Annotated in this window: 21 protein-coding genes; 9 read left to right on the top strand and 12 right to left on the bottom strand. The window is 46.1% G+C overall.

The features are described 5' to 3' along the window. Positions 1-67: 67 nt before the first annotated feature. From vmeI to pspA, 6 genes are all read right to left on the bottom strand, one after another. Complete coding sequence (vmeI, locus tag DYB02_RS07150; RefSeq protein ID WP_005462306.1) at positions 68-3,169, bottom strand: efflux RND transporter permease subunit VmeI; 3,102 nt, start codon at positions 3,167-3,169, stop codon at positions 68-70. Then, positions 3,166-4,251 (bottom strand): efflux RND transporter periplasmic adaptor subunit VmeH, encoded by a 1,086-nt coding sequence (gene vmeH, locus DYB02_RS07145; protein WP_005478901.1) that lies wholly within the window; start codon positions 4,249-4,251, stop codon positions 3,166-3,168. The genes vmeI and vmeH overlap by 4 nt, the downstream gene beginning before the upstream one ends. A gap of 1 nt (position 4,252) precedes the next feature. Beyond that, a complete protein-coding gene (vmeG, locus tag DYB02_RS07140; RefSeq protein ID WP_005462329.1) occupies positions 4,253-5,284 on the bottom strand; it encodes an efflux RND transporter periplasmic adaptor subunit VmeG in 1,032 nt (343 codons plus the stop codon). Between the two features lie 161 nt (positions 5,285-5,445). Beyond that, a complete protein-coding gene (pspC, locus tag DYB02_RS07135; RefSeq protein ID WP_029804851.1) occupies positions 5,446-5,835 on the bottom strand; it encodes an envelope stress response membrane protein PspC in 390 nt (129 codons plus the stop codon). Continuing rightward, the gene (gene pspB / locus DYB02_RS07130; RefSeq protein WP_015296543.1) at positions 5,828-6,061 is read right to left on the bottom strand and encodes an envelope stress response membrane protein PspB; all 234 of its coding nucleotides are present in this window, start codon (positions 6,059-6,061) and stop codon (positions 5,828-5,830) included. The genes pspC and pspB overlap by 8 nt, the downstream gene beginning before the upstream one ends. Before the next feature lie 14 nt (positions 6,062-6,075). Further along, complete coding sequence (gene pspA, locus DYB02_RS07125) at positions 6,076-6,747, bottom strand: phage shock protein PspA (protein ID WP_005462360.1); 672 nt, start codon at positions 6,745-6,747, stop codon at positions 6,076-6,078. Between the two features lie 232 nt (positions 6,748-6,979). On the opposite strand from pspA, the gene pspF reads away from it, so the two are divergent. From pspF to DYB02_RS07095, 6 genes are all read left to right on the top strand, one after another. Next, entirely contained in the window at positions 6,980-7,990 is a 1,011-nt protein-coding gene (gene pspF / locus DYB02_RS07120; protein ID WP_005495684.1) for a phage shock protein operon transcriptional activator, read from the top strand. Between the two features lie 226 nt (positions 7,991-8,216). Continuing rightward, a complete protein-coding gene (gene sapA / locus DYB02_RS07115) occupies positions 8,217-9,836 on the top strand; it encodes an ABC transporter substrate-binding protein SapA (protein ID WP_029804849.1) in 1,620 nt (539 codons plus the stop codon). After that, positions 9,836-10,798, top strand: coding sequence for an ABC transporter permease (locus DYB02_RS07110; RefSeq protein ID WP_005478933.1), 963 nt, complete (start codon positions 9,836-9,838; stop codon positions 10,796-10,798). The genes sapA and DYB02_RS07110 overlap by 1 nt, the downstream gene beginning before the upstream one ends. Next, the gene (locus tag DYB02_RS07105) at positions 10,785-11,672 is read left to right on the top strand and encodes an ABC transporter permease subunit (protein ID WP_029804847.1); all 888 of its coding nucleotides are present in this window, start codon (positions 10,785-10,787) and stop codon (positions 11,670-11,672) included. The genes DYB02_RS07110 and DYB02_RS07105 overlap by 14 nt, the downstream gene beginning before the upstream one ends. Continuing rightward, a complete protein-coding gene (locus tag DYB02_RS07100; RefSeq protein ID WP_005462378.1) occupies positions 11,672-12,667 on the top strand; it encodes a peptide ABC transporter ATP-binding protein in 996 nt (331 codons plus the stop codon). Before DYB02_RS07105 ends, DYB02_RS07100 begins: the two co-directional genes overlap by 1 nt. Further along, positions 12,664-13,446, top strand: a complete 783-nt coding sequence (locus DYB02_RS07095) for a peptide ABC transporter ATP-binding protein (RefSeq protein WP_005462331.1) — start codon at positions 12,664-12,666, stop codon at positions 13,444-13,446. The genes DYB02_RS07100 and DYB02_RS07095 overlap by 4 nt, the downstream gene beginning before the upstream one ends. 75 nt (positions 13,447-13,521) lie before the next feature. Here DYB02_RS07095 and DYB02_RS07090 read toward each other — a convergent pair whose 3' ends face one another. Further along, positions 13,522-13,911, bottom strand: a complete 390-nt coding sequence (locus tag DYB02_RS07090) for a DUF2750 domain-containing protein (RefSeq protein ID WP_005478908.1) — start codon at positions 13,909-13,911, stop codon at positions 13,522-13,524. 75 nt (positions 13,912-13,986) lie between these two features. After that, positions 13,987-14,892 carry a manganese-dependent inorganic pyrophosphatase gene (locus tag DYB02_RS07085; protein WP_005462364.1) on the bottom strand — a complete coding sequence of 302 codons (906 nt, stop codon included), beginning with the start codon at positions 14,890-14,892 and terminating at the stop codon, positions 13,987-13,989. A 194-nt stretch (positions 14,893-15,086) separates the two neighbouring features. Here DYB02_RS07085 and DYB02_RS07080 point away from each other — a divergent pair, with 194 nt between their 5' ends. Beyond that, positions 15,087-16,301 (top strand): putative manganese transporter, encoded by a 1,215-nt coding sequence (locus tag DYB02_RS07080; protein ID WP_025506587.1) that lies wholly within the window; start codon positions 15,087-15,089, stop codon positions 16,299-16,301. Between the two features lie 86 nt (positions 16,302-16,387). Here DYB02_RS07080 and DYB02_RS07075 read toward each other — a convergent pair whose 3' ends face one another. The 4 genes from DYB02_RS07075 to torE form a co-directional block, all read right to left on the bottom strand. Beyond that, positions 16,388-18,127, bottom strand: a complete 1,740-nt coding sequence (locus tag DYB02_RS07075) for a glycoside hydrolase family 36 protein (protein ID WP_025611268.1) — start codon at positions 18,125-18,127, stop codon at positions 16,388-16,390. A gap of 244 nt (positions 18,128-18,371) precedes the next feature. After that, positions 18,372-20,834: a trimethylamine-N-oxide reductase TorA gene (gene torA / locus DYB02_RS07070; RefSeq protein WP_005462326.1), complete on the bottom strand. Its 2,463-nt coding sequence runs from the start codon at positions 20,832-20,834 to the stop codon at positions 18,372-18,374. Between the two features lie 24 nt (positions 20,835-20,858). Continuing rightward, positions 20,859-22,043, bottom strand: coding sequence for a pentaheme c-type cytochrome TorC (gene torC / locus DYB02_RS07065; RefSeq protein WP_005462368.1), 1,185 nt, complete (start codon positions 22,041-22,043; stop codon positions 20,859-20,861). A 50-nt stretch (positions 22,044-22,093) separates the two neighbouring features. Beyond that, positions 22,094-22,273 carry a trimethylamine N-oxide reductase system protein TorE gene (gene torE / locus DYB02_RS07060; RefSeq protein WP_029806709.1) on the bottom strand — a complete coding sequence of 60 codons (180 nt, stop codon included), beginning with the start codon at positions 22,271-22,273 and terminating at the stop codon, positions 22,094-22,096. 461 nt (positions 22,274-22,734) lie between these two features. On the opposite strand from torE, the gene DYB02_RS07055 reads away from it, so the two are divergent. Together DYB02_RS07055 and DYB02_RS07050 are read left to right on the top strand one after the other, a co-directional pair. After that, positions 22,735-23,547: an ABC transporter permease gene (locus DYB02_RS07055; protein ID WP_017448340.1), complete on the top strand. Its 813-nt coding sequence runs from the start codon at positions 22,735-22,737 to the stop codon at positions 23,545-23,547. Positions 23,548-23,784: 237 nt separating this feature from the next. Continuing rightward, a complete protein-coding gene (locus DYB02_RS07050; protein WP_077345686.1) occupies positions 23,785-23,922 on the top strand; it encodes a hypothetical protein in 138 nt (45 codons plus the stop codon). The last annotated feature ends 59 nt before the right edge of the window (positions 23,923-23,981 follow it).

The following is a 23,981-nucleotide window of genomic DNA, read 5'->3' as shown; positions in this document are numbered from 1 at the left end:
TTATAAAAAGCGCCTCTAACTCACCAGCTAGAGGCGCTGAACTTTACATCGTTACTTTACATTAAGCCTATTTCGGCACCGACACTTTATGGAACAGACGATACAACACTGGCACGACAATAAGTGTCAGGATGGTGGCAAAACCTAAACCAAACATAATCGTTACCGCCATCGGTTTAAAGAAGATATCAGGTAGAAGAGGAATCATACCCAAAATGGTGGTAATTGCTGCCATACACACTGGGCGAACACGACTGACTGCCGCATCAACCACTGCGTCATACGCCTCTTTCCCCGACTTCATCTCAATTTCAATTTGGTCGAGCAGAACAATGCCATTTTTGAGTACCATACCAGATAAGCTCAAAAAGCCCAGCAACGCCATAAAGCCAAACGGCGTATTGAGTGCCAACAAGCCGGTGGTGACACCAATCAATGCCAGTGGCACAGTGAGCCAAACAATCAGCGGTTCTTTAATCGAGTTGAATAGGAACACGGTGATCAAGAACATGAACAAGTAGCCCATCGGCATCGTTGTGAACAGAGACTCTTGAGCATCACCTGAAGACTCGTACTCACCACCCCATTCTAGAGAATAGCCAGGTGGCATTTGAATCGCTTCGATTTGCGGCTGTAGGCGTTTTTGCAACGTCGATGCGGTTTCTTCACCGAGAATATCAGGGTCCGCCATCACAGTAAGCATACGCTTACGGTTCTTACGCACGATGATAGGGTCTTCCCAACGCATGTCGTAACCCATTGTGACTTGCTGGAGTGGGATAAACTCACTCTGCGCAGGGCTCCAAATTTTCATGCCTTCGATGTTACGAATATCGATACGCTCGTCTTCTGGTAAACGCGCCACAATCGGCATCAACGTAGTACCGTCACGATAAAGACCTATCGTCATTCCCGAGAACGACATCGATAAGAAATCATCCACATCAGATTTAGTGATACCGTAACGACGCGCTTGACTCTCGTTGAACTGAGGCTCAAGCACTTGAGTACGCTCACGCCAGTCGTGGCGAATATTGGTCGCGCCCGGATCGGCGTACATGATATCCATTACTTGCGCCGCAATCGTGCGAAGCACCGTTGGATCAGAGCCGATAATACGCGCTTCAATTTTCGCGCCGCCACCAGGGCCCAATTCAATCTGTTTGAGCTTGTAATTGATCTCTGGATAGTTGGCTTTTAGGTGATCCCTAAACCGTGCCATTAACGGCGCAAGCGCTTCGTAGTTATCAACTCGCGTAGTGATTTCACCATAAGCGGCATAGCTTTTTTCCGGAGCATACGTCAGCATAAAGCGTTGCAGACCTTTACCCGCAGTTGTTGTGATGTGATCAACGTGCTCTTGCTCAGCAAGCCAAGATTCCAGTTCTTTTAGCTTATCGTTAGTCGCACGAATATCTGTACCTTCCGGTAGCCACACATCCAATTGGAAAATTGGCGTGGTTGAAGATGGGAAAAACGATTGTTTTACCAAGGTAAACCCATAAACACTTGCACCAAGCCCAACAATCAAAACTACGACCGTTAACCACGCGCGACGCATACAAAACTCTAAAAACTTTTTATATGCCACAAAAATAATGCCGTTATATGGGTCGTTTTCCTCACCTTCACCTTGCTTGATTTTCTGTCCCTTAAAGAAAATATCGGCAAAGAACGGCGTTAGAGAAATAGCGGTAAACCAACTCAGCATGAGGGAAATCAGCAGTACCGTAAACAAGGTGCCACAGTACTCACCCGTGGAGTCTTCAGACAAACCAATTGGCGCAAATGCCGTTACCGCAATTACAGTTGCACCCAATAGCGGCCATTTGGTTTGAGTGACAATATCCGTCGCAGCTTGTAATCGCGTTCGCCCTTTTTGAGTGCCGATTAATATCCCTTCCACCACCACGATGGCATTATCCACCAACATACCGAGTGCGATAACCAACGCACCCAGAGAGATGCGCTGCAAGTCAATCGCGAGATATTTCATGAAGATGAACGTACCTAAAACCGTGAGTAGCAAGATCAGGCCTATCAATAGACCCGAGCGCAGCCCCATAAAGAACAGCAATACGATAATTACGATGCCAACTGCCTGCGCCAAACTGATCACAAAGCCGCTGACCGATTTATCTACCTCTTTCGGTTGGCTGTAAATCTCTGAGATTTCGACACCAACCGGTTGTTGATACTTCAACTCGGCAAGGCGACGATCAAAGGCCTTACCGACTTCAACCACGTTGACTCCTTGGGCAAACGACACACCAACGTTCAGCGCTAAGCTGCCATTAAAGTTGATGATGTTACTCGGCACTTCAACATAGCCACGTTTAATTTCCGCTACATCTTTGAGGAAAATAAGCCCTTGCGCACCAGATTCGGTGATCAACAGGTCCCCTAACTCATCAACGCTTTGGAACTCACCCGTAGGCTGAATTCGAATGTACTCATCACCAATACGAATAGCGCCAGCATCAGACACAATATTTTGCGTGGACAGCAAGTTAAAAACCGTATTTGGCGACAAACCAATACTGCTGAGCTTCTTCATCGAAACTTCAATAAAGACTTGCTCTTGCTGCTGACCAGAGACAGAAACCTTGCTGACGCCATCGACCAGTTCAAGCTCACGGCGTAAGTAGTCAACATAATCCAGCAACTCTTTGTAGCTGTAGCCATCCCCTGTCACTGCCAACAAGATGCCGTACACATCACCGAAGTCATCAATAACCTGAGGCTCATTAACACCTGGAGGTAAGGTGACTTTTAAGTCATTCACTTTTCGACGCAATTCATCCCAAATTTGTGGTAAATCATCGGGACCATAGTTGTTTTTCATCGTCACGGTGATCTGAGATAAACCACGGTTGGAAATGGAGTTCACTTCGTCAACGTAAGTCAGTTGCTGGATGGCTTTTTCCAGCGGGTACGTCACTTCTTCTTCCACCTGTTGCGGCGTCGCACCTGGGTATGACGTCACTACCATCGCATCTTTGATGGTAAAGGCCGGATCTTCTAAACGTCCCAACCCGAAGAAGGCAGCAATACCACCAATCAAGAAGATCAAAGACACCATCCAGCTAATCACGCGATTTCGAATGAAATAAGCCGCAATGCCCGTTACGTCATCATCACTTTGAGGCACTTTATTTTGCTCGCTCATAAACCAGCCTCCTGCTTAACCACTTCCACTTTCATTCCATCTCTGAGTCGCGAAACGCCAGCAACCACCACTTTGTCGTTAAGCGCTAATCCATCAAGCACTTGAATCGAGGTTTTGGAGGCTTTGCCGGTTCGGATTTGTTTTCGGGAAATGGTACTGTCGTCATTCAGCACCCAAACAAACTTGTTCTCACGTCCAAGCTCGTCTCCATCAGCATTGAAAATTGCCTCAATCGGCACATTGATCCCAACGTTCAGCTCTAAACCCACTTTTTCATCTTTCGAGGTCACTTCAACTGCCATACCATCAAGGATGTATTCCTCTTTTGGCATCGGTAAAGAAAGCGTCACGGTAAACGTTCCTGTGGTTGGATCAGGCTCAGTGGTGAACTCTTTAACCGTCGCCTTGTACTCGTTGCCACTAGGAACACGAACCACCGCATTAATTGCCGTTAATCTTTCTTCTGTAGGAGGCTGTTTGACGTACAAGCGATCTGGCAATTGAATCAGAACTTCTACGCGATCCAGACTGTGGATATTGACAATATGTTGCCCAACTTGAACATTCTCAAATTGATCAATATTGACCCGAGAAATGATGCCATCAACCGGCGCTTTTAATGTGGTGAACGATAAACGCAACTTAGCGAGTTCCAACTCCGCCAACGCGATTTGGCGCTGCGCAGCAATTTCATCAAACTGCGACTTCGCCAACAAACCTTTATCCACCAAAGGCCGAGAGCGGCGATATTGACTGTCGACCACAGAAAATCTCGCCGTGGCATTATCGACATCCAGTTGATAATCCGTTGGGTCTAGGGTGGCGATAACAGCGCCTTTTTGCACTTTATCCCCTTCTCGCACCATGACGCGACTCACTTCACCCGCCACACGGAAACTCAAATGAGAGCGGTCCGCGGCGTTCGCAACAGCTGGAAAATACAGATTGTCATCAACTCGATTACCTTCTAGCGAAACCACTCTTACTTTGGGGGTTTCGACGGTTCTTTCTGGCCCTTTTTCACCACAACCAGCCAAAGTAAGCGCTGCGAAAATCGCGGTTAAGGTTATGATTCCTTTCATACTACAACCCTCGCTCCTTCACCCAAGCCCGAACTTTGATTCCCGGCTCAATGACATTAATGCCTGAGATAATGATTTGATCGCCATCCGCTAACCCTTGCAAGATCTGTCCGTTGTCATTCATCGTAATGTCGGCTTTCGCAACCACACCTTGGTCATCAACGCGCCAAACGTAAGTTTTTCCATTTTCTTCAAAGAGCGCAGAATCTGGAATTTTGGTCGCTCCGGAGTTTTGTGACACGAGATACGCATTGCCTGACATACCTGGAAGAATGCCTAGCTCTGGCGGTCTTTCCATCACCATCGTCACTTTATAGCTGCCCGTTTTTGGGTCGGCTTCGGTGTCAATTTCTTGGAAAGTCAGATCGAAAGAGCGTTCGGGAAACGCATCGAATATCATTTTTGCTGAAACATTCACGCCTTGCGTATAACGGTTGAGCAAATAGTCAGGCAGTTGAAAAATCACCTTCATTACCTGATTGGTTTGAATGTTCATCACCCCTTCTTTGGCGGCAACGTATTCATGATTTTCGGCAGGAAGATAAGAAATGGTGCCATCGTAAGGAGCAACGAGTTGGGTGTAGCGCAAGTTCGCTTTGGCTTGATCCCATTGCGCTTTAGCGGAGTTATGATTAGCTTTCGCTTCATCAAAATCTTGTTCAGAGACCACTTGGTCTTTCCGCAGCTTTTTATAGCGCTTGTACTGAACATCAGCTAACGCAAAATTCGCTCTTGCTTGCTTTTCCAATAAGGAATATTCATCTGGGTTAAGAACTGCTAGCACATCGCCTTTTTTAACGACTTGCCCTTCATTAACTTCAATAGATTGAAGCAACCCTGGGACACGAAATGCGAGTACAGCTCTGTCACCGGCTTCTGTGGTGGCGGGGAAATGGCGTTCAAATTGTGCGTTGCCAACAGAAACAGTAAAAAGTTTTGCGGGGCGAGATTCTGGCTCAGGAACTGGTGGAAGCTCTTTACCACAACCCGACAATGCAGCCGTGACGGCTATCGGAATGAGCAGTTTTCTCATCACATTCATCCATAAAAAGTAAGTGATTACATTTAAAGTAGATGAATTATGAATTAACTTCCAGAGCACAAAAGATTAATTATGCTTAAAAATTAGTAATTTGTGATAAAAAAGCAGGCTTGTCGCCTGCTTTATTTAAATCATTGATAGATGCATCAAGTTTAGAGTTTGCTGAACTCTCGGTTTACCCTAAATGTATCGGACGTCACATACGCTTCCATGTTACAAATTTTGCCATCAAGACGGTCAAAATCTCTTTCCAAAACACTGAGTAATTGATCCGGACTTTGTCCTTTCTGCCAAGGCTTACTTTTAAGCGTATGCTCTTGCTGCTCTCTTATGTTTTCAGAATATCTCACGGGTTGCTTTTCGAGCATAAATGCCATCGCGATATACGCTAACACCACTAAGAATGTACCACCTAATAGGGCAGCAGAAATCACTACAATACGAATCAACCAAACTTCTGCACCAAAGTAGTTGGCAAATCCGGCACAAACACCGGAGATTTTGCCATTTACTGGATCACGATACAGTTCTCGATTATTCATACTTACGTCTCCATGTTGGTGACTCAGCATCTAAGATGCGCTCCAATGTATCAACTCGAGACTGCATCGCTTCCGCTTTTTCAGACAGTACCTGAAGGCGCTCTAAGTCTTGGCTCGACAGTGCACTATCCGTTTTGCGTTTACTGCGATAGTGTAAGAAGAGCCATAGTGGAGCGACAAAGATTAAAAAGACAATCACTGGTCCTACTAATAAAAATGCCGACATAAATGGCTCCTCTCTTATTTATCTTGCGATGACATCTGTTCTTTCAGTTTTGCCAACTCTTTTTCAATTTCGTCTTGAGCCTGAAGCTCGGCAAACTCTTGCTCTAGCGATTTTGCATTCCCAGTTTGAGCGTACAGATCGGCTTCCGCTTCCATTTCGTCAATTTTACGAGAATATTGATCGAACTTCGCCATTGCTTCATTGGTGCGGCTAGTATGCAGATGCTTTTGAACATCGCGACGGTTAGACGCTGTTTGATTACGAATCGCTAGCGCTTGTTGCTTTGCACGTGTTTCTGCGATTTTGTTCTCAAGCTTACCGATTTCACCAGTCAACTTGTTGATCGTTTCTTCCACCAGCGTTTGCTCTGTGTGCAAACCTTTTACGACTTGCTCAAGTTTTTGCTTTTCAATTAGGGCTGCACGCGCCAAATCTTCGCGCTCTTTAACCAACGCTAGGCTCGCTTTTTGACCCCATTCGCCAATTTGCTCTTCTAGCATCTCAACTTTACGAGCCAGCTCTTTTTTGTCTGCAATCGCTTTAGCCGAGTTAGTACGCACTTCTACAAGTGTGTCTTCCATTTCTTGAATGATAAGACGGATCATTTTTTCAGGATCTTCCGCCTTGTCTAGCAATGCACTGATGTTTGAGTTAACGATATCTGCAAAACGAGAAAAAATACCCATAACGGAACTCCTCTTTTTTCCTATTAAAACTCGACAAGGTGGTGATTCACCTTGTGTCTCCCTGAATATATAACAAGTACCATGCCAACTTTTATAATCTATAAAAATCAACAGGTTATCAGTAATCTTGTTGTTATACACCGTTATGCTATGATGTTTTTCACCAACAGTTGGTAAAATTCACCAACTCTGCGCTTAAATTAGGCTAGGTAGCAAAAATAAGAAGGATTTTATGAAGCAAAACCTTATTGGTGAATCTCCCGCTTTTCTCGCTGTATTGGATAAAGTATCACAACTCGCCCCAATTGAACGTCCCGTCCTCATTATTGGTGAGCGAGGTACCGGTAAAGAACTGATCGCTCAACGTTTGCATTACTTATCAAAACGTTGGGATAAGCCACTTCTTTCTCTCAACTGTGCGACCTTAAGCGAAGGTTTGATTGACTCCGAGTTGTTCGGCCATGAATCCGGCTCGTTCACTGGTTCAAAAGGCAAGCACAAAGGCCGTTTTGAACGAGCGGAAGGTGGCACCTTGTTCTTGGATGAGTTGGCAACTGCGCCGTTACTTGTGCAAGAGAAGCTGCTGCGAGTGATTGAATACGGTGAATACGAACGCGTCGGTGGTCATACCGCTCTTAACGCGGATGTGCGCTTAGTGTGTGCTACCAATGCAGATTTGCCACGACTGGCTGAGCAAGGTGATTTCCGTGCCGACTTACTCGATCGTCTAGCCTTTGACGTTATCATGTTGCCACCATTGCGAGAACGCAAAGAAGATATCCTGTCGCTTGCCGAACATTACGCAATGAAAATGTGTCGAGAGTTGCAACTCGAATACTTCGTTGGTTTCACTCATCAAGCGCAACAAGCCCTGCTCGATTACTCGTGGCCAGGTAATGTGCGTGAGCTAAAAAACGTAATTGAGCGCGCTATCTATCAACACGGACTAAATGCAGAACCGATTGATGAGCTGATTTTTAACCCTTTTGCCACTGGTTGGAACAATGCGCTTGGTCATACTGCGGCAAACGAAGATCCTCAAGAAGAAGCCTCGTCTCAAACGACTTCGATCCACTTTCCTCTCGATTACAAACAGTGGCAAGAGGAGCAAGATATCAATCTTCTCAATCGTGCCTTGGAAGAAGCAAAATTCAACCAACGACAAGCAGCCGAATTGTTGGGATTAAGCTATCACCAGCTACGAGGTATGGTCAGAAAGTACGGTTTAGTCGGACAAAGTTAACAAAACCAAAAACACTACTAGCCATAGATAACGCAACTCATGTCTGCAAAATTCGGGCTACAGTGTTAAATAGACATCGTATTTTGATCTAACACCCTACCAGCAAAAGATTTTGTGTTTGGAGCGAGTTCACAAAGGTGTTAAATTAGCGAGATCATTTTCGCTTGTGAGCTCCGGACGAGTAAGATCAAATGAAACAAGCAAAATCCAATGAACATTTCATATTATGAATGCTTTTATAAGATTATCGCTGAGCCTTATTGGTATTAGCTTACTGACTGCTTGTGGTGAAGAAATCGATCACAACGATATTCGCCAAGCAGGTTTTGTGTTTTGTGGGCAAGGTAAACCAACAACATTTAACCCTCAGCTTATAGACAGTGGTATTACAGCCGAGGCGTTAAGCCCTCAGTTGTACGACACCTTACTCACGCTTGATCCTAAAACACACCAACCTATTGCAAGCATTGCGGAAAGTTGGTCTGTGAACAAGGAAGGTACTGAGTACACATTCAAGCTCAAACATGGCGTTCAGTTCCAAACGACACCGTGGTTCTCTCCGACTCGCCCGTTAAATTCAAAAGACGTGGTATTCAGCTTTAAGCGAGTCATTGATGTAGACCATCCTTTTCATCAAGTTGGTGGTGGTTTTTATCCATGGTTTGCTGGTTTAGATTTTCAAAATCTATTGCAAGATGTGATTGCTGTCGATGATTACACAGTGACGTTTAAACTCGCGCAACCAAACTTTTCATTCTTGGCAAACATCGCCACCAGCCATGCGGTAATACTGTCAGCAGAATACGGTCAACAATTGGCGGCAAAAGACAACAAAGAGCAAATCGACCAACTCCCTATTGGTTCAGGGCCTTACCAGCTCAAAGAGTATCAAGTAAACGATTTGATTCGCTTGGAACGTCACCCGAACTACTGGAACTCGCCAGCGAAAATGGAACAGGTAGTGTTCGACATTTCACACCGTGGTACTGGCACGTTAGCTAAGTTGCTGCGCAATGAATGCGATGTTTTGTCTTCACCTATCTCTAGCCAGATCCCAATCATTCAAGAAGATGAAAACCTTGAATTGACGGCAACACCAGCAAATAACGTTTCCTTTATTGCGATTAATACCGAGACTCCAGCACTTCGCGACCCAAGAGTCCGCCAAGCTTTGAACCTTGCGATCAATCGTCAAAATATCTTGGATTCGGTTTATTACGGTACAGGAACCCTAGCTTATACATTGCTGCCGCCGAACTCTTGGGCGTATCAAAAAGACAGTGCGAAAATTCGTTATGACCGAAATTACGCTCTCGCTCTACTTCGTGAAGCGGGATACGAAGATGGTCTAAAACTGTCGATGTGGGTGCCGCTAGAGCCAAGAGCATTCAACCCAAGTCCACGCAAAACTGCTGAGCTCATTCAGGCGAACTTCGCCGATATCGGCATCAAGCTGACTCTGCTCACCGACGACCGTTTCGAGCGAGTGGATCTTGAAAACATCAACGATATCGACTTGCTCCTTACTGGCTGGATTGGCGATACTGGCGATCCGGATAACTTCTTCCGTCCTTTACTATCGTGCGAATCAGACCGAGTGGGCCTTAACGTTTCGATGTGGTGTAACGATGATTTCGACTTTTTGCTGGATCTCGCGCTAGAGACGCAAGAGCAACGTTACCGCCTAAACCTGTATCGTCAGGCACAAAATATTTTGAATGAAGAGTTTCCAGTTATTCCGTTGGCACATGGGGTTCAATTCCGTGTGCACGACAAGTCATTAACTGGCTTCAAATCGAGCCCTTTCAATGCCCAACCGTTTGATAGAGTTGAGAGAATCCACTGATGTTTTGGTACACCGTTCGACGATTTAACCTCTTTTTCATCACTTTGATGATTCTCACTTTGGTGGGCTTTTCTCTGCTGCGCCTTGACCCGCTTTCACATTGGGCAAATGTTGAGTTCTGGTCTGGCTGGCAAAGCTACTTAATTAACCTTTCTCAGCTCGATTTTGGTTTAAGCAAAAACGGCAATGCGATTTACGACGAACTCGCCGTTGTTTTTCCTGCCACATTAGAATTGTGCTTTTTCGCCTTTCTGGTTTCGCTCTTAATCGGTATCCCACTTGGTACGATTGCAGGGATGAAGCAAGGTAAGTGGCTAGACACTGGTATCTCGTTTCTTTCGATGTCGGGTTACTCTGCTCCGATTTTCTGGGTGGCACTACTGCTGATCATGGTCTTCTCGTTGGAATACCATATCTTCCCTGTTGCTGGACGCTATGACTTGCTGTACGAAATCGACCATGTGACTGGGTTTGCCATTATTGACGCCTTTATGGCGAAAGGTGAATACCGAGCTCATGCACTGCAAAGTGTCATTGAGCATATGGTTCTGCCGTGTTTGGTTCTGGCGTTAGCACCTACGACTCAAGTTGTTGGTTTGATGCGTGCATCTGTTGCAGAAGTTATGAGCCAAAACTACATTCGCGCAGCCCGAATCAAAGGTTTATCGAATCGTGAGATCGTCACTCAGCACGTAATGCGTAACGCCATTCCGCCCATCATTCCAAAAGTTGGGGTTCAGCTATCTAGCATGATCACTTTAGCGATCATCACCGAGTCGATCTTTAACTGGCCGGGCATTGGTCGCTGGTTGCTGGATGCGCTTGCCAATCAAGATTACGCCTCAATCCAAGCAGGAGTAATGGTGCTTGCGACACTCGTTTTAACTGCCAATATCCTTTCGGACTTGATTGGCGCCATGATCAACCCTCTGGTGAGAAAGGAATGGTATGCTAACAAATAACGTTTATCAGGAAGAACGCATTCCAACTCAGTTCGAGCGATTTTGGCGTAGTTACCGCGCTAACGGGTTAGCGATGTTTGGCTTGTGGTGTTTAGGCTTGATTGTATTGATCACTATTTTAGCTCCGTGGCTTGTCCCGTTTGATCCACAAGCACAATCTGGTGAGTTACTCGTTCCCCCTTCATGGGCACCAGCGGGCACCGTCGATTACTTTTTAGGAACCGATGACTTAGGTCGTGATATTCTGTCGCGCTTGATCATGGGCTCTCAACTGACTTTTGGTGCAGCAGTTGGCATTACTGCGATTGCGACCATCGTAGGTTGCTTTATCGGAGTGCTGGCGGGGATGACGAAAGGTCTGCTTTCCAGTACTTTGAACCACCTTCTCGACACCGTTATGTCGATTCCATCGCTATTGCTCGCGATCATTTTTGTGGCATTCCTTGGCTTTGGTGAATTTAATATCTTGCTGGCGATTTGTTTAGCCCTGATCCCACGTTTTATTCGCTCGGTGTATATTGCCGTGCATACTGAGGTAGAAAAAGATTACATCATGGCAGCCCGCCTAGATGGCGCAAATGACTTCTACTTACTGTGGAGCTCGATTCTTCCAAACATTTTAACCGTCATTGCAGCAGAGATTACTCTCGCTCTGTCGGCGGCCATTTTGGATATCACAGCTCTTGGTTTTCTTGGCTTGGGTGCTCAAGCACCGAGTACCGAATGGGGTGCCATTTTGGGTGATTCCGTCGAGCTGATTTACATCGCACCATGGACCGTGACGCTTCCGGGTCTGACCATCATGTTCACCGTAATTATCTTAAACTTAGTAGGTGAAGGTGTACGCCAAGCGCTGAATGCGGGGATCGAATAATGCCGTTATTAGATATTCGACATCTGACTATCGAGATCGAAACACCACAAGGGATGGTGAAAGCCGTCGACCGAATGAGCCTAACGCTCAACGAAGGTGAAATCCGAGGCTTGGTGGGCGAGTCTGGCTCAGGTAAAAGCTTAGTTGCGAAAGCGATCGTGGGGGTTTGTAAGGACAACTGGCGAATCACCGCAGACCGAATGCGCTTGGGCAACATCGACCTTTTACAGCTTACGCCGAAAGAGCGTCGACGCGTCATTGCCCGCGATATCGCGATGATCTTCCAAGAACCCTCAACCTGTTTGGACCCTTCCGAAGAAGTAGGACGTCAATTAATTGAGTCTATCCCCTCTCGCGCCTTTGAAGGCAAGTGGTGGGAGCGATTCAAATGGCGTAAAAAACAGGCCATTGCGCTACTGCACAAAGTTGGTATCAAAGATCACAAACGCTTGATGGGCAGCTACCCGTACGAGCTAACAGATGGTGAATGTCAAAAAGTCATGATCGCCATGGCCATCGCAACCAAACCTAAATTGTTGATTGCCGATGAACCAACTAACGACTTGGACCCCATCACTCAATCGCAGATTCTGCGTTTGTTGAGCCGAATGAACCAGCTCAACAACACCACGATTTTGCTGATCGGTCACGACTTGGCTACCATCACGCAATGGGCAAGCCGAATTACCGTCATGTACTGTGGTCAGTCGGTTGAATCTGCCGACACCGACAAAATCATCGAAGCACCTAAACACCCTTACACTGACGCGCTGCTAAAAGCGATGCCAGATTTTAATGATTGGGTACCGCACAAGCAGAAACTGCAATCGCTACCTGGGTCTATCCCTCCTTTGCAGCATCTGCCAATTGGTTGTCGATTAGGGCCGCGTTGTCCGTACGCGCAAAAACAGTGTGTTGAAATTCCACACACGCGACGCATTAAAAACCATAAGTTTAACTGTCACTTTCCATTGAACACGGAGAAGAAGTCATGAGTGCGTTACTCGAAGTCGATAACTTATCGAAGCAGTTTGTCACGCGTTCTCGACTGTTCAGACGTCAAGTTAATGAAGCAGTTAAGCCCGTGAGCTTTACGCTAGAGCCGGGACAAACTATTGGCTTTATTGGCCAGAATGGCTCCGGTAAATCAACACTTGCACGCATGCTCGCAGGCGTTGTTGAACCTAGTTCAGGTGAGATCCGAGTCAATGGTGAGCGTTTAGAACACAAAGATTACGCAACGCGATGTAAGTTGATTCGCATGATTTTCCAAGACCCAAACACGTCATTGAATCCTCGTATTCAAATTGGACGAATCTTGGAAGGTCCGTTGAAACGAAACACCAACATGCCGCCAGATGCACGAATGAAACGTGTGAAAGAGACGTTGCTTCGCGTAGGGCTTCTGCCGGAGCACGCCTACTTCTATCCTCAAATGCTTGCTGCTGGTCAAAAACAGCGTGTGTGTTTGGCTCGTGCACTCATCCTTCAGCCATCAATCATTGTGGCGGATGAAGCGCTAAACGGTTTGGATATGGCGATGCGCTCGCAGATCATCAACCTGTTCTTGGAGCTGCAAGAAGAGATGGGCTTGTCGTTTGTGTACGTGTCTCAGCATATCGGTATCGTAAAACACATCACCGACAAAGTGATGGTAATGCACGAAGGCGAAGTGGTTGAGTTTGGAGAGACAAACCAAGTCCTTACTAATCCAGAACATGCGATTACCCAGCGCTTGGTAGAAAGCCATTTCTACAAAGCGCCAAGCCACTAAACAGATGGCTCACGATAAACAAAAAGCCTGCTTTCATGCAGGCTTTTTCTATTGGGTGAAGCGAGTAAAGTCAGATTAACGACGGCTTGCTTGTTTACGCAGTTCGAAATCAAACTCGTCAGGAAACAACACCACGCCTTCTTCGTTTTGATTCGGGAATACAACAACCGATAGCTCATCATCTTCTAGGCCAGTAGTCCAACGGCTATGCCATTTGTTAAGAGAGATCGCTTCTGGTTCACACTCTTCCCAGTCACCCGTTGCCCACTGCTTGGCAAATTCTTCATTTGGCCACACAGGAACGCAATCATCGTCTTCTGTGTTTAACATGACACAGCCGTGCTCGTCTTTAAGAATCCAAACTTTACGATTCGCGACAATCTCTTTGACACAATACTTTAGGCGCTGCTCTTCGTTGTAGCGATTAATCGTATCGATTTGTTCTTGGGTGAGTTGCTCAGACATATCAGTCTCCTGTTTCCCATAGAAAAATGCCCGCAGCTAAGCGGGCATTTACAGTATATGCTGGTAATAATGAAATTACGCTAGCTCAGTTTGAAGCCAAGGCCAACCTTGCTTCTTACGGCTTAGTGTATTTTCCATCATTAGCATGCCGTCTTTCTCGTGCTTAACAAGTTTCTCAGCCCACTCACCTTTGTATAGAAGACGAGTTTGAGCAGTTGTGATGTCTGTTAGCATAACAGCAGCGAACGCTAGGTTATCTTTCTCACAACGAGATTCTAGGTCCGCTTCTAGTGCTTCGATCATACCGTCAACTTGCTCAAGAGTTGCAAGTTCAACCTGACCAACCACTACGTCACGACCGTTGAATGGGTAACCTTTAAGGTCTTTTTCAACGAGTTGAGCCGCAGATAGACCTTCGATGTTTGTCTTAGCAATTAGAAGATCTTTCGTGAATGCATCCACATCTTGTACGTCAGCGATTGCAGCTAGCTCAGCAACAGCATCTTTGTCTTTTTGTGTACAAGTTGGAGAAGCGAAGCCTACTGTGTCAGATAGGATTGCTGACATCATTAGCTTAGCGATTTGAGGCTTGATCTCGTGACCTTCAATCTTGAACATGTTGAATAGTACTGTGTTAGTACAGCCAACAGGCCAGATCCATGCTTCCATTGGGTTCACTGTCATCACGTCACCTAGACGGTGGTGGTCAACGATACCCGCGATTTCAGCTTCAGCGATGTCGTCTGGTGCTTGCGCTAGATCTGAGTAGTCTACTAGCCAAACGGTTTCACCCGCTACTGAAGTGCGAAGTTCTGGAACTTCTGCGCCAGCTACTTCAAGAATGTGCTGAGTTTCACGGTTGATTTCGCCCTGACGAATTGGCATTGCTTCAACGCCACGCGCCTTTAGAAGTTCTGTTGCAACTAGTGCACTACAAATACTGTCACTGTCTGGGTTCTTATGACCTACAACTAGAATCATGTTTCTTCCTATCCAAGTCAATTTGATACGCTTCCGAACAATGGCACGGTGTGCCGTGGAAGCTGTTTGCTCACAAAGGCCGATACTTTACCTGATTTGAGGGAGTTTGACACGAAGAAAAGTTCACAACCCTATTGCGAATAAATCTCATTTACATATAATGATAATTATTACCATTTGCATTTGAGTTAACGATGAACGCGACCCGATTTTTGCACTCCGCACAGCAGCTATTTCAGCCAACTCAGTTCCAGTTAGCTTATAAGCGACTGCTTATCCCCATTATCATGCTTGTCTTATTAGCGAATGAGAACACCCGAGAGATCACAGTGACCACGCTTTCCGATTCTTTCTGGGCAGTATCTTGTTATGTCGCAGCAACCTTGGCGATTTATCATTACCTCTCCAACTTTATGTCGAAGACGAATCGCATCACTCAGCTCTATCATCGCTCTCGTCATCATCAGGTGTTTTTTGCAGCCCTACTCGGTGCGCTTCCGGGCTGTGGCGGCGCTATTGTTGTTACGACTCAATTTATTAGTGGACGAGTAGGATTTGGCGCAATCGTAGCCGTACTGACATCAACCATGGGCGATGCGGCATTCTTATTACTCGCGGCAAAACCGTCCGTCGGCGTTGGCGTCGTCGCACTTGGCATTGTGGTAGGTACGGTTTCGGGTTTGATCGTCAACGCATTTCATCCTGATGACTTTCTACGCCCCGAGCCAAAGCAAGCGAGCGCCCACCACCATTGTTGTCAGCATCAAAGCGAGCGATACACGCCTTTAGAGCAACGTGCGATTAATCTTCAAGGCGCATTCTGGAAGTGGTTGATAATCCCTGCGAGCATGGTGGCCGTAATGACCTCATTCCAAGTGGATATCAATCAGCTACTGAATTTGAGTCCAAGTAGCATTGAATGGTTAGGAGCGATATTTGCGGTGGTCTCCATGTCGTTGTGGGCAATGACAAAAGAGTTGGGAGATTATCAATCGACGGTGTCAGAAGATGAAAAAATCGTTGATTCACACCCGATTCAAAAAGCAGCTCAAGACACCAACTTTGTCAGCGCGTGGGTTATCGTGGCGTTTCTTGCGTTTGAATTAACGACCTATTTTTCAGGCGTTGATTTGGCTGCTACCTTTTCAAATTGGGGCATCTGGATGCCATTGGCTGGCTTAGCCATCGGTATGCTACCAGGCTGCGGCCCACAGATTCTCGTCACCAGTTTGTACATTACTGGTGCCGCACCATTATCCGCGCAGATTGCAAATGCGATTTCTAACGATGGTGATGCACTGTTCCCCGCGATTGCCATGGCTCCCAAAGCGGCATTGATGGCAACGGTCTATTCTTCTATCCCTGCGTTCATTGTGGGCTATGGCTATTACTTTATGTTTGAGTTTTAATTATTACGCTCTCAAAAAAGAACGCGTAAAAACAAGAAAAGAGCCCAAGTGGCTCTTTTCGTTTAATACGTCGTTTTCAATGACCTTTACGCGGTCACTATTGCTTTGGCATTCAGACCTCTATCGACACTCACTAGAAGCAACTGACAAGGATCTTGGTTGAGCTTTTCTCCGGTCCAATAGTCATACCAATCAACGGGCTGATCCGCTGTGAGAGTAAATTCAGTCGCATTATGATTCGCGTAATTGAACAAACAATGTAGATCATTCTTGTCCGTCAGTTTCAAAAAAGCATGGCTCAAACTTAACGCCGTGAACTTAGCAGATTCTTGGCTGCGTCGTTGTCGCAACATCAGCTTCGCCAAGGTTTTACTCGCAAATGGCGTGATTTCCGGGAGAGGGTCGCCAGACAAAAGCAAGCCGCCAGACGCCAATAATACGGTACGGTGAAACTCGTAGTCTTCACGTGATGCAGCTTGATTAGCAAGAGAAGTAAACGTCGCGCAGTCTGGGTCAATTTGCCACAACTTACGGTGCTGCCAACTACGGAAAAACGTCTCTTTAGCGATCTGTTCAAAACGGTGGCTATGGCGCTCGACGTCATCAGACACACGCATCGCATCCACCAGCCCCAAAGATGGCCACATTGGCGCGTTGCAGCCAAGCAACCACGCGTCTCCTGCTCCTCTGGCGATCGCCGCCATCCCTAATCGATACGCTTCAACACCCGTAATACCAGACTGACTACGTTTTCCTTTTAGTGTTCCCCAGTAGTTTGCATCGAGCTTAAACAGCTCTACGCCCCACTCTAACCTCATCACTGACACAACGTGCGTTAGATGATCTTGCACTTCGGGATTAGACGTATCGAGAATATACCAAGGCGTACAACGCCAGCCACCGTAGGTAACATCTTCGGCTTTAAGGAGCTGACCGTCAGGATGACGAACAAACCATTCAGGATGTTGCTTAAAGACCTCAGATTCTGGCTGCGCTATGAAAGGAGCCATCCAAATCGCCGGCTTTTTGCCTTTTGCGCGAATGTTTTGAATCAGCTCCTTCACACCGCCAGAGAATTTATCCGACGGCGTAAGCCAATCCCCCATGAACGCTTGATAGCCATCATCCAGAAGTACCCATTCTAAGTCTTCGAGCTTGTCTTGCATGCAATCAACATTTTCTAAAACATTTTGCTCGGTCACATCGGCATAGTACGCATACCAAGAACACCAGCCTATCGGTGCATCCTGCGTGACACCGTTGCGAATAGGATGATGCGCGGCAATCATCTCGCTGAACTCTTGATACAGATCGGATAGCGAGTTGCCAGTTAAAATCGTAATGGACTCAAGTTGATTGTGTTCCCAATCCGCCACTTGCGTGTGTTCACCATCAATTGCTGCGGTCAGTATCCACTGCCCATTTCGCTGTTGTATATCAAAGTAACCAGCAAATCGACGGCACGTCGTGAAGCCAAACAAGGTGTAACCAGCAGAATCCTCAATCACTAGATAGTTGTAGTAACGCTTAGGTGCATGTTGCGAGTACACACGGTATGGGGGAATGTTGTCGGGGCATCGACCTATTTCAATCGGGTGCGTGATCGTTCCTGACGTTTGCGCCAACATTTGAAAACCATCACCAATCACGTTGGCTTCGTGCTCGTATAGAAACGGCATTTCGAACAGCACTTCACGGTCAGTAAAGGTCTTATTGTGAAGCCCAGAGAAAGAGAAATGGGCTTGATTACCAATCACATCCACGTGCAGATCGTTATCGATGATCGTCATTTCGGAATGGTTGGCTAACTGAATGGTCTGAGCCATATTGCATCTACTCACTGATTATTATTGTTTTGTGTCCAGTTGACCCCACGATGCTTGGTTGCGCGTGAAGCCTTTTGAATATGACTTCATTATCCTGTGAATGATGCGAGCAATTCGTTATTTTCGTCACGAATCCATGCACTCTGACGCTCAAAAACGGTTATTGAGATAACGCTCACTGAAATTTTGGTTAAAAAAATACCAGCCCGAAGGCTGGTATTTCGATTTATGCAAATTGCACTAATTAAGCAACTTCGATTGGACCACCGAATGAAGTCACTGGCGGTACTTTGCCTGTGAACTTCTCGAAGTCTACGATACATGTGTTCGCAGAAGTCGCTTGAGCAAGCTCAGAAGAGCCGATGTCCTGCGTTAGCGTATTAGGGTCACCGTAAGTACAGATTGCGCCTTCTTTCTCGTTTAGTGGGCCGTACCATGCGCCTTCTTCGATACGGATAACGCCACGTGGGTAACTGTCAGTTAGAACAGCACCAGCTAGTAGCTGACCGCGGCCGTTGAATACGCGTACCAAGTCACCGTCTTTAATGCCTTTTGCTTTTGCATCGATTGGGTTGATGTAAACAGGCTCACGACCTTGCACCGCGTATGTCGCGCGGAACTCTTCAGACTCACACATTTGAGAGTGCAGACGCTTGTCTGGGTGACAAGACTGCAACCAGAACGGGTATTTGTCTGAGCCAGGGCCACCGTGTGAACGCTCTGATTTTTCGAACCACATTGGGTGCTCTTGACAGTGTTCGTAACCGTAACGGCCGATCTTACGTGATGTAATCTCGATGAAGCCAGACGGTGTACCTAGAGGGTTAAGCTCAGGGTCTTTACGGAAGTCCGCGTGACGAACCCAAGGTTTACCTTCACCAAAGTCTAGTACGCTCTTCTCCCAGAACTCATTGAATTCTGGCATTTCGAACTTGCCTTCGTTCGCTTTCTTACAATCGTTGTATAGGCTTTCGATCCACTCCATCTCGCTCATACCACGAGTGTATTCTTCGCGGCGACCAAAACGCTGAGTTAGTTCACTCATGATTTGGAAGTCAGGCTTAGATTGGAACAATGGATCGACGAGACGATGCATCGCGATCAGACCTTTGTTCGAGTATGAACCGTACACGTCGATGTCGTTACGTTCCCATTGCGTACACGCAGGTAGAACGATGTCAGAGAAGCGACATGTTGCAGTCCAAGCAAACTCGATCGTTACAACCGTTTGAAGTTTGCGGAACGCTTTCTTCATGCGGTTACGATCTTGATGGTGGTGCCATGGGTTACAACCCGAGATAACCATCATCTTGAAGTCTGGCAGTTTCACTTTACCGCCGTTGTAGTTGATCTCTTTGCCTGGCTCAAGCAGACAGTCGATCCAACGTGCAACTGGGATAGTACGGCTGTAACCGTTAAAGTCGTTGTTGTCCCACTTCGGCTTCATACCTTGGTCAAGGTTACGAGGGAAACCACCAGGACCAGCGAAACCAGTAGAAGGCACACCGATACTTGAGTAGTGGTGACCGTAAGAGATACCACCACCAGGTAGACCGATTTGACCAACCATTGCCGCAACCACAGCCGCCGCCCAGTATGGCTGCTCACCGTGCTCTTGACGCTGGATACACCAACCCATCAGGATCTGTGTACGGCCGCTTACTAGCATGCGTGCGAATTCACGAATCTTGTCCGCTTTCACGCCACAGATAGCCGCTGCCCATTCTGGTGTCTTCTCTACTTTGTCTTTTGTCTTACCTTGAACGTATTGGATGAACTCTTCAAAGCCTAGACAGTAAGTATCAATGAACTTCTTGTCGTACAGGTTTTCGTTGTACAGAACATGAGCCACAGCCAGCATGAACGCTACGTCTGTCATCGGGTTGATGTACAGGTGATCGTTCTCTAGGTAGCGTTGCGTTTTGTTCTTAACTGGGTCAACAGACAGAACGTTGATCTCGCCTTTCGCTACTTTTTCTTTTAGCTCTGCAAGGTACTTGAATGATTCGTGAGTTTCACAGTTCCAACCTACTTGTAGGTTTTTCACTGGGTCGTTTGCCCACAGAATGATGTTGTCTGAGTTCTCAAGGATTTCAGACCAAGACGTACCTTGTGCGTAAACTTCAGTTGAACCAAGTACGTAAGGCATGATGGTTTGACCTGCACCAGTCGAGTAGTCGCCTACTTTAGTGATGAAGTTACCGTGCATACCTACTGCACGTTGCATGTGCGCGGTACAGTTGTTGAATGAACCTGTTTGGTTCCAACCAGTTTGACCAGCATGCAGAGCCCAAGGACCGTATTCTTTTTGAACACGTTCTAGCTCACGGTAGAACAAGTCTAGAGCTTCATCCCAAGTCACACGGATGAAACGGTTGTTACCGCGAGTATCCGCGCTGTATTTATGTTTCTTCAACCAATCTAGACGAACCATTGGGTAACGAACACGTGAAGGGCTGTAGATAATACCCTTGATGCCGTTCAACATTTCTGTTGGGTTTTTGTCTAGTTCTAGCGGTTTGATCTCTTGAACTTTACCCGCGTAGATGTGGGCGCGGAACGCGCCCCAGTGTGAGCCTGTTACTTTCCAAGTACCAGTCGACTCAGCTGCGTTTGCAGAAGCTGACGCCAATAAGCTTGGACCGATAACTGACGCTGCACTTGTGGTTGCTACACCTTTAAGAAAACTTCTTCGTGTAATAGCCATTTAAATTACTCCAATCCGCGCTTATTAGTGGTGGCCTTCAGCATAATCTGAAGAGTGCTTCTGTAGATATTTCAAGATCAGTGCTTCACTGTCTGTATCTAGGTTAACGAACGCAAGCATGCCGTCGAACATACCTGGCCAGGTGTTCGCATCGAAGTGCGCTTCAGCTGGTTGTGTATGACATACAGAACAGTTTGTTTTGTATGCTTCTTTCGATTTTTCCCATACAGGGTTGATGTCGTTCAGCATAGACTCTTTCTTGATCCATACTTTCGCTGCCACTTTCTCCCAAGGAAGACCAGTCAGCTCGTCCACTCGTTTTTCACCAGTCGTAACGATGTTGCTGTCTGTAGACGCTTCTTTAAGTAGAGACGCAGTTGCAATGTTCTTACCGAAATCTTCTTGAATTACGCGACCAAAGCCTTTCGCTTTACGCCAGCCGTCAATTTCGATTTCGATGAAGTCACCTTTATCTTCCAGAACTTTTACTGTTGATGCAGGGTTTAGAAGACCCGCTTCTTTCGCGCCTTGCGCGTCAAAGTAAATTGGAAGGTGACGAATACTTACGAGCTCTTGACCTACTGCGTAGTCAGTACCTGATGTCATTTGCTCTAGATCACCCACGATGCCGCCGATGCTATCCATACCTGCTGGTAGGTTGTGCGCGATACCTTTGTGACAGTCAACACAGCTTTGATCTTTTTCTGCCGCTTGCTTCATCTGGATACGAGCGGTTGGAGACATTTGCTCGAAGTCCATAGACTCGTAGTTGTGACAGTTTTTACACTCTAGAGATTTGTTTGCAGAGAAACGATCCCATTCGTGTTTAGCAAGTTCGATACGACGCTCTTCGAAAACGCCGGGTTCAGAGTAGTTGCCAAAAACTTGCGCAAATACTTCTTTAGAAGCCTGCATTTTACGAGCGATTTTGTCAGTCCAGTTGTGAGGAACGTGACAGTCAGGACAAGTAGCACGAACACCAGAGTGGTTTTTCCAGTGAACCGTGTCTTGCAGCTCAACGTATACGTTGTCACGCATGGTGTGACAGCTAATACAGAATTCTTCAGTGTTGGTTGCTTCTAGCGCGGTGTTAAATCCACCCCAGAAAATAACACCAGCGATGAAACCGCCCATAGTCAGCACGCCAAGGCTGATATGAACTGCCGGGCGCGTCATCGTACGCCACAGTTTAATGATTAATGATTTCATTATTTGCTCTCTTAAAATCTTTTCAAAAGTGTGGTTGTGAGCTCACTGGCTTACATGCTGTGTGCGCCTGGAGGACCAAAGAAGAACACTTGTAGTGCCCAAACGATAAATCCGTAGCCGCCTACGAAAGCCACACTCAGAATTGGGAAGAGAACAACTGCAATGAAGAGGAAAGACTTCCACTCCAGTGAGCGTTTTTCGCCACTCTCAATTTTATTAACATCACTCATACATTTGCCTATTTTGTATCTAGTGTTATTGAAAAGCCCGTGTAACCAAGCTTAAGTTTTTACAATCTCTAATTGAAAATGTTAGACCATACTAATAGTAAGGTTCAATCAAATAACTCCCTTCAAGCCTTGTAATTCAACACTTTTTTGAGCTCATCCGGAGTTATGTTGGATTGATATTATTTATTAAAAAACATGAACAGATATGAAAAAATAAGTCTTTTAAAATCTTGTTAAACTTGCAACATTTACAAAACATGAATTACATTTGAGCGGTAAAATTCGTGCCGAAAAATTACTCAAACTCCTGAGAAAGATAATGACTTGTAAACAAAATGATAAAAAACATTTTATAAAACCTCTCGCAATTTCCACCATGAAAAAAGCAAAAATTACCCATTGAGATTCATATAGAGAATGGGGTTGGTTACAATTCTAAGCGGCAATTTCAAGGAGTGATTATGAACAGTGTGGTGGACATTAGTTGGGCAAAATTAGCGGCTTTCAGTTTGATTCTGTTAGTGCCATTTGCGATCAATGCACGCTATAGATTAGGCATCGCGAAAGATGCATCAGTCAGCGTTGTGCGTATGACTTTACAGCTCGTTCTGATCGGGGTTTATCTTGAATATCTCTTTCAATTAAACAGCTTGATCATCAACTTACTTTGGCTTGCGATTATGCTCGTCGTAGGAGCAAGCTCCATTGCAGGGAAAGCACGTTTACCGAAAAAGCCGCTCATGCTGCCACTTCTCACCGGGCTTGTATGTGGCTTGTTTCCACTACTAATTGCGATCACCGCTGGCTTGGTGCGTCCTACTCCGCTTTACAATGCACAATATATGATCCCATTGGCAGGCATGCTGTTAGGCAATAGTCTGAGCAGTAATATCATCGCGCTACAAAACTTATTCTCTGCTTTTGAAGAGCGTAAATCTGAGTACGAAGCTGCCATCTCACTGGGTGCCGCCCCTAAATACGCTTCCTTTCCTTTCGTTCAGGAGGCTCTGAGAAAATCGTTAGCGCCAACACTAGCCTCAATGACCACGATGGGCCTTGTCACGCTTCCTGGTATGATGACGGGGCAAATCCTAGGGGGCGCAAGCCCATTGGTTGCCATTAAATATCAACTGGTCATCATGCTAGCTATTTTTGTCATGATGAGCGTCTCTGTTGCCATCACACTTGAAATGACATTGAGCTTTGTACAAACAAAAGAAGGCCGTGTTACGGTCAAAGTACGCCCAGTTGATGGAATGAAGCGAGGTCAGTAATTGGCCACATAACCCCCTAATTTTATGAAATTTTCTGGATCTTCAGAGATACTCACGATCTTTGATACAGGTTATCCACAGAAAATGTGGATAAGCCACCAAAAGATATACGCAACCAGAAACATAGCCACATTTCTGAGTCTCCTGTCTTATCAACATGCAATGGTCACATTTTAGTCAACTCAATGACATCTTCGGCTTCTACATTGTGCTTAGAGACAAAATGGAGCAGATATCATGGACGTATTGATCATGGCGGAAAAACACGATGAGTTACTGTCTGACTTGCCGGTTGAATGGCTTGTGCAAGAGCCACAAGAGATAACATCTCAATGGTTGCCAAACGAATTTGGAATCAATGAAGAGCTGATTTAGAAAGCACTTTCACCCAAATACGACGTACAAAAAAGGCGAGCTACTTAGCTCGCCTTTCT

The organism is Vibrio parahaemolyticus (genome assembly GCF_900460535.1).
In the GTDB taxonomy this organism is placed as follows: domain Bacteria; phylum Pseudomonadota; class Gammaproteobacteria; order Enterobacterales; family Vibrionaceae; genus Vibrio; species Vibrio parahaemolyticus.
Note: the sequence above shows the minus strand (reverse complement) of the source record. Positions and strands in the feature narration are given on the sequence as shown.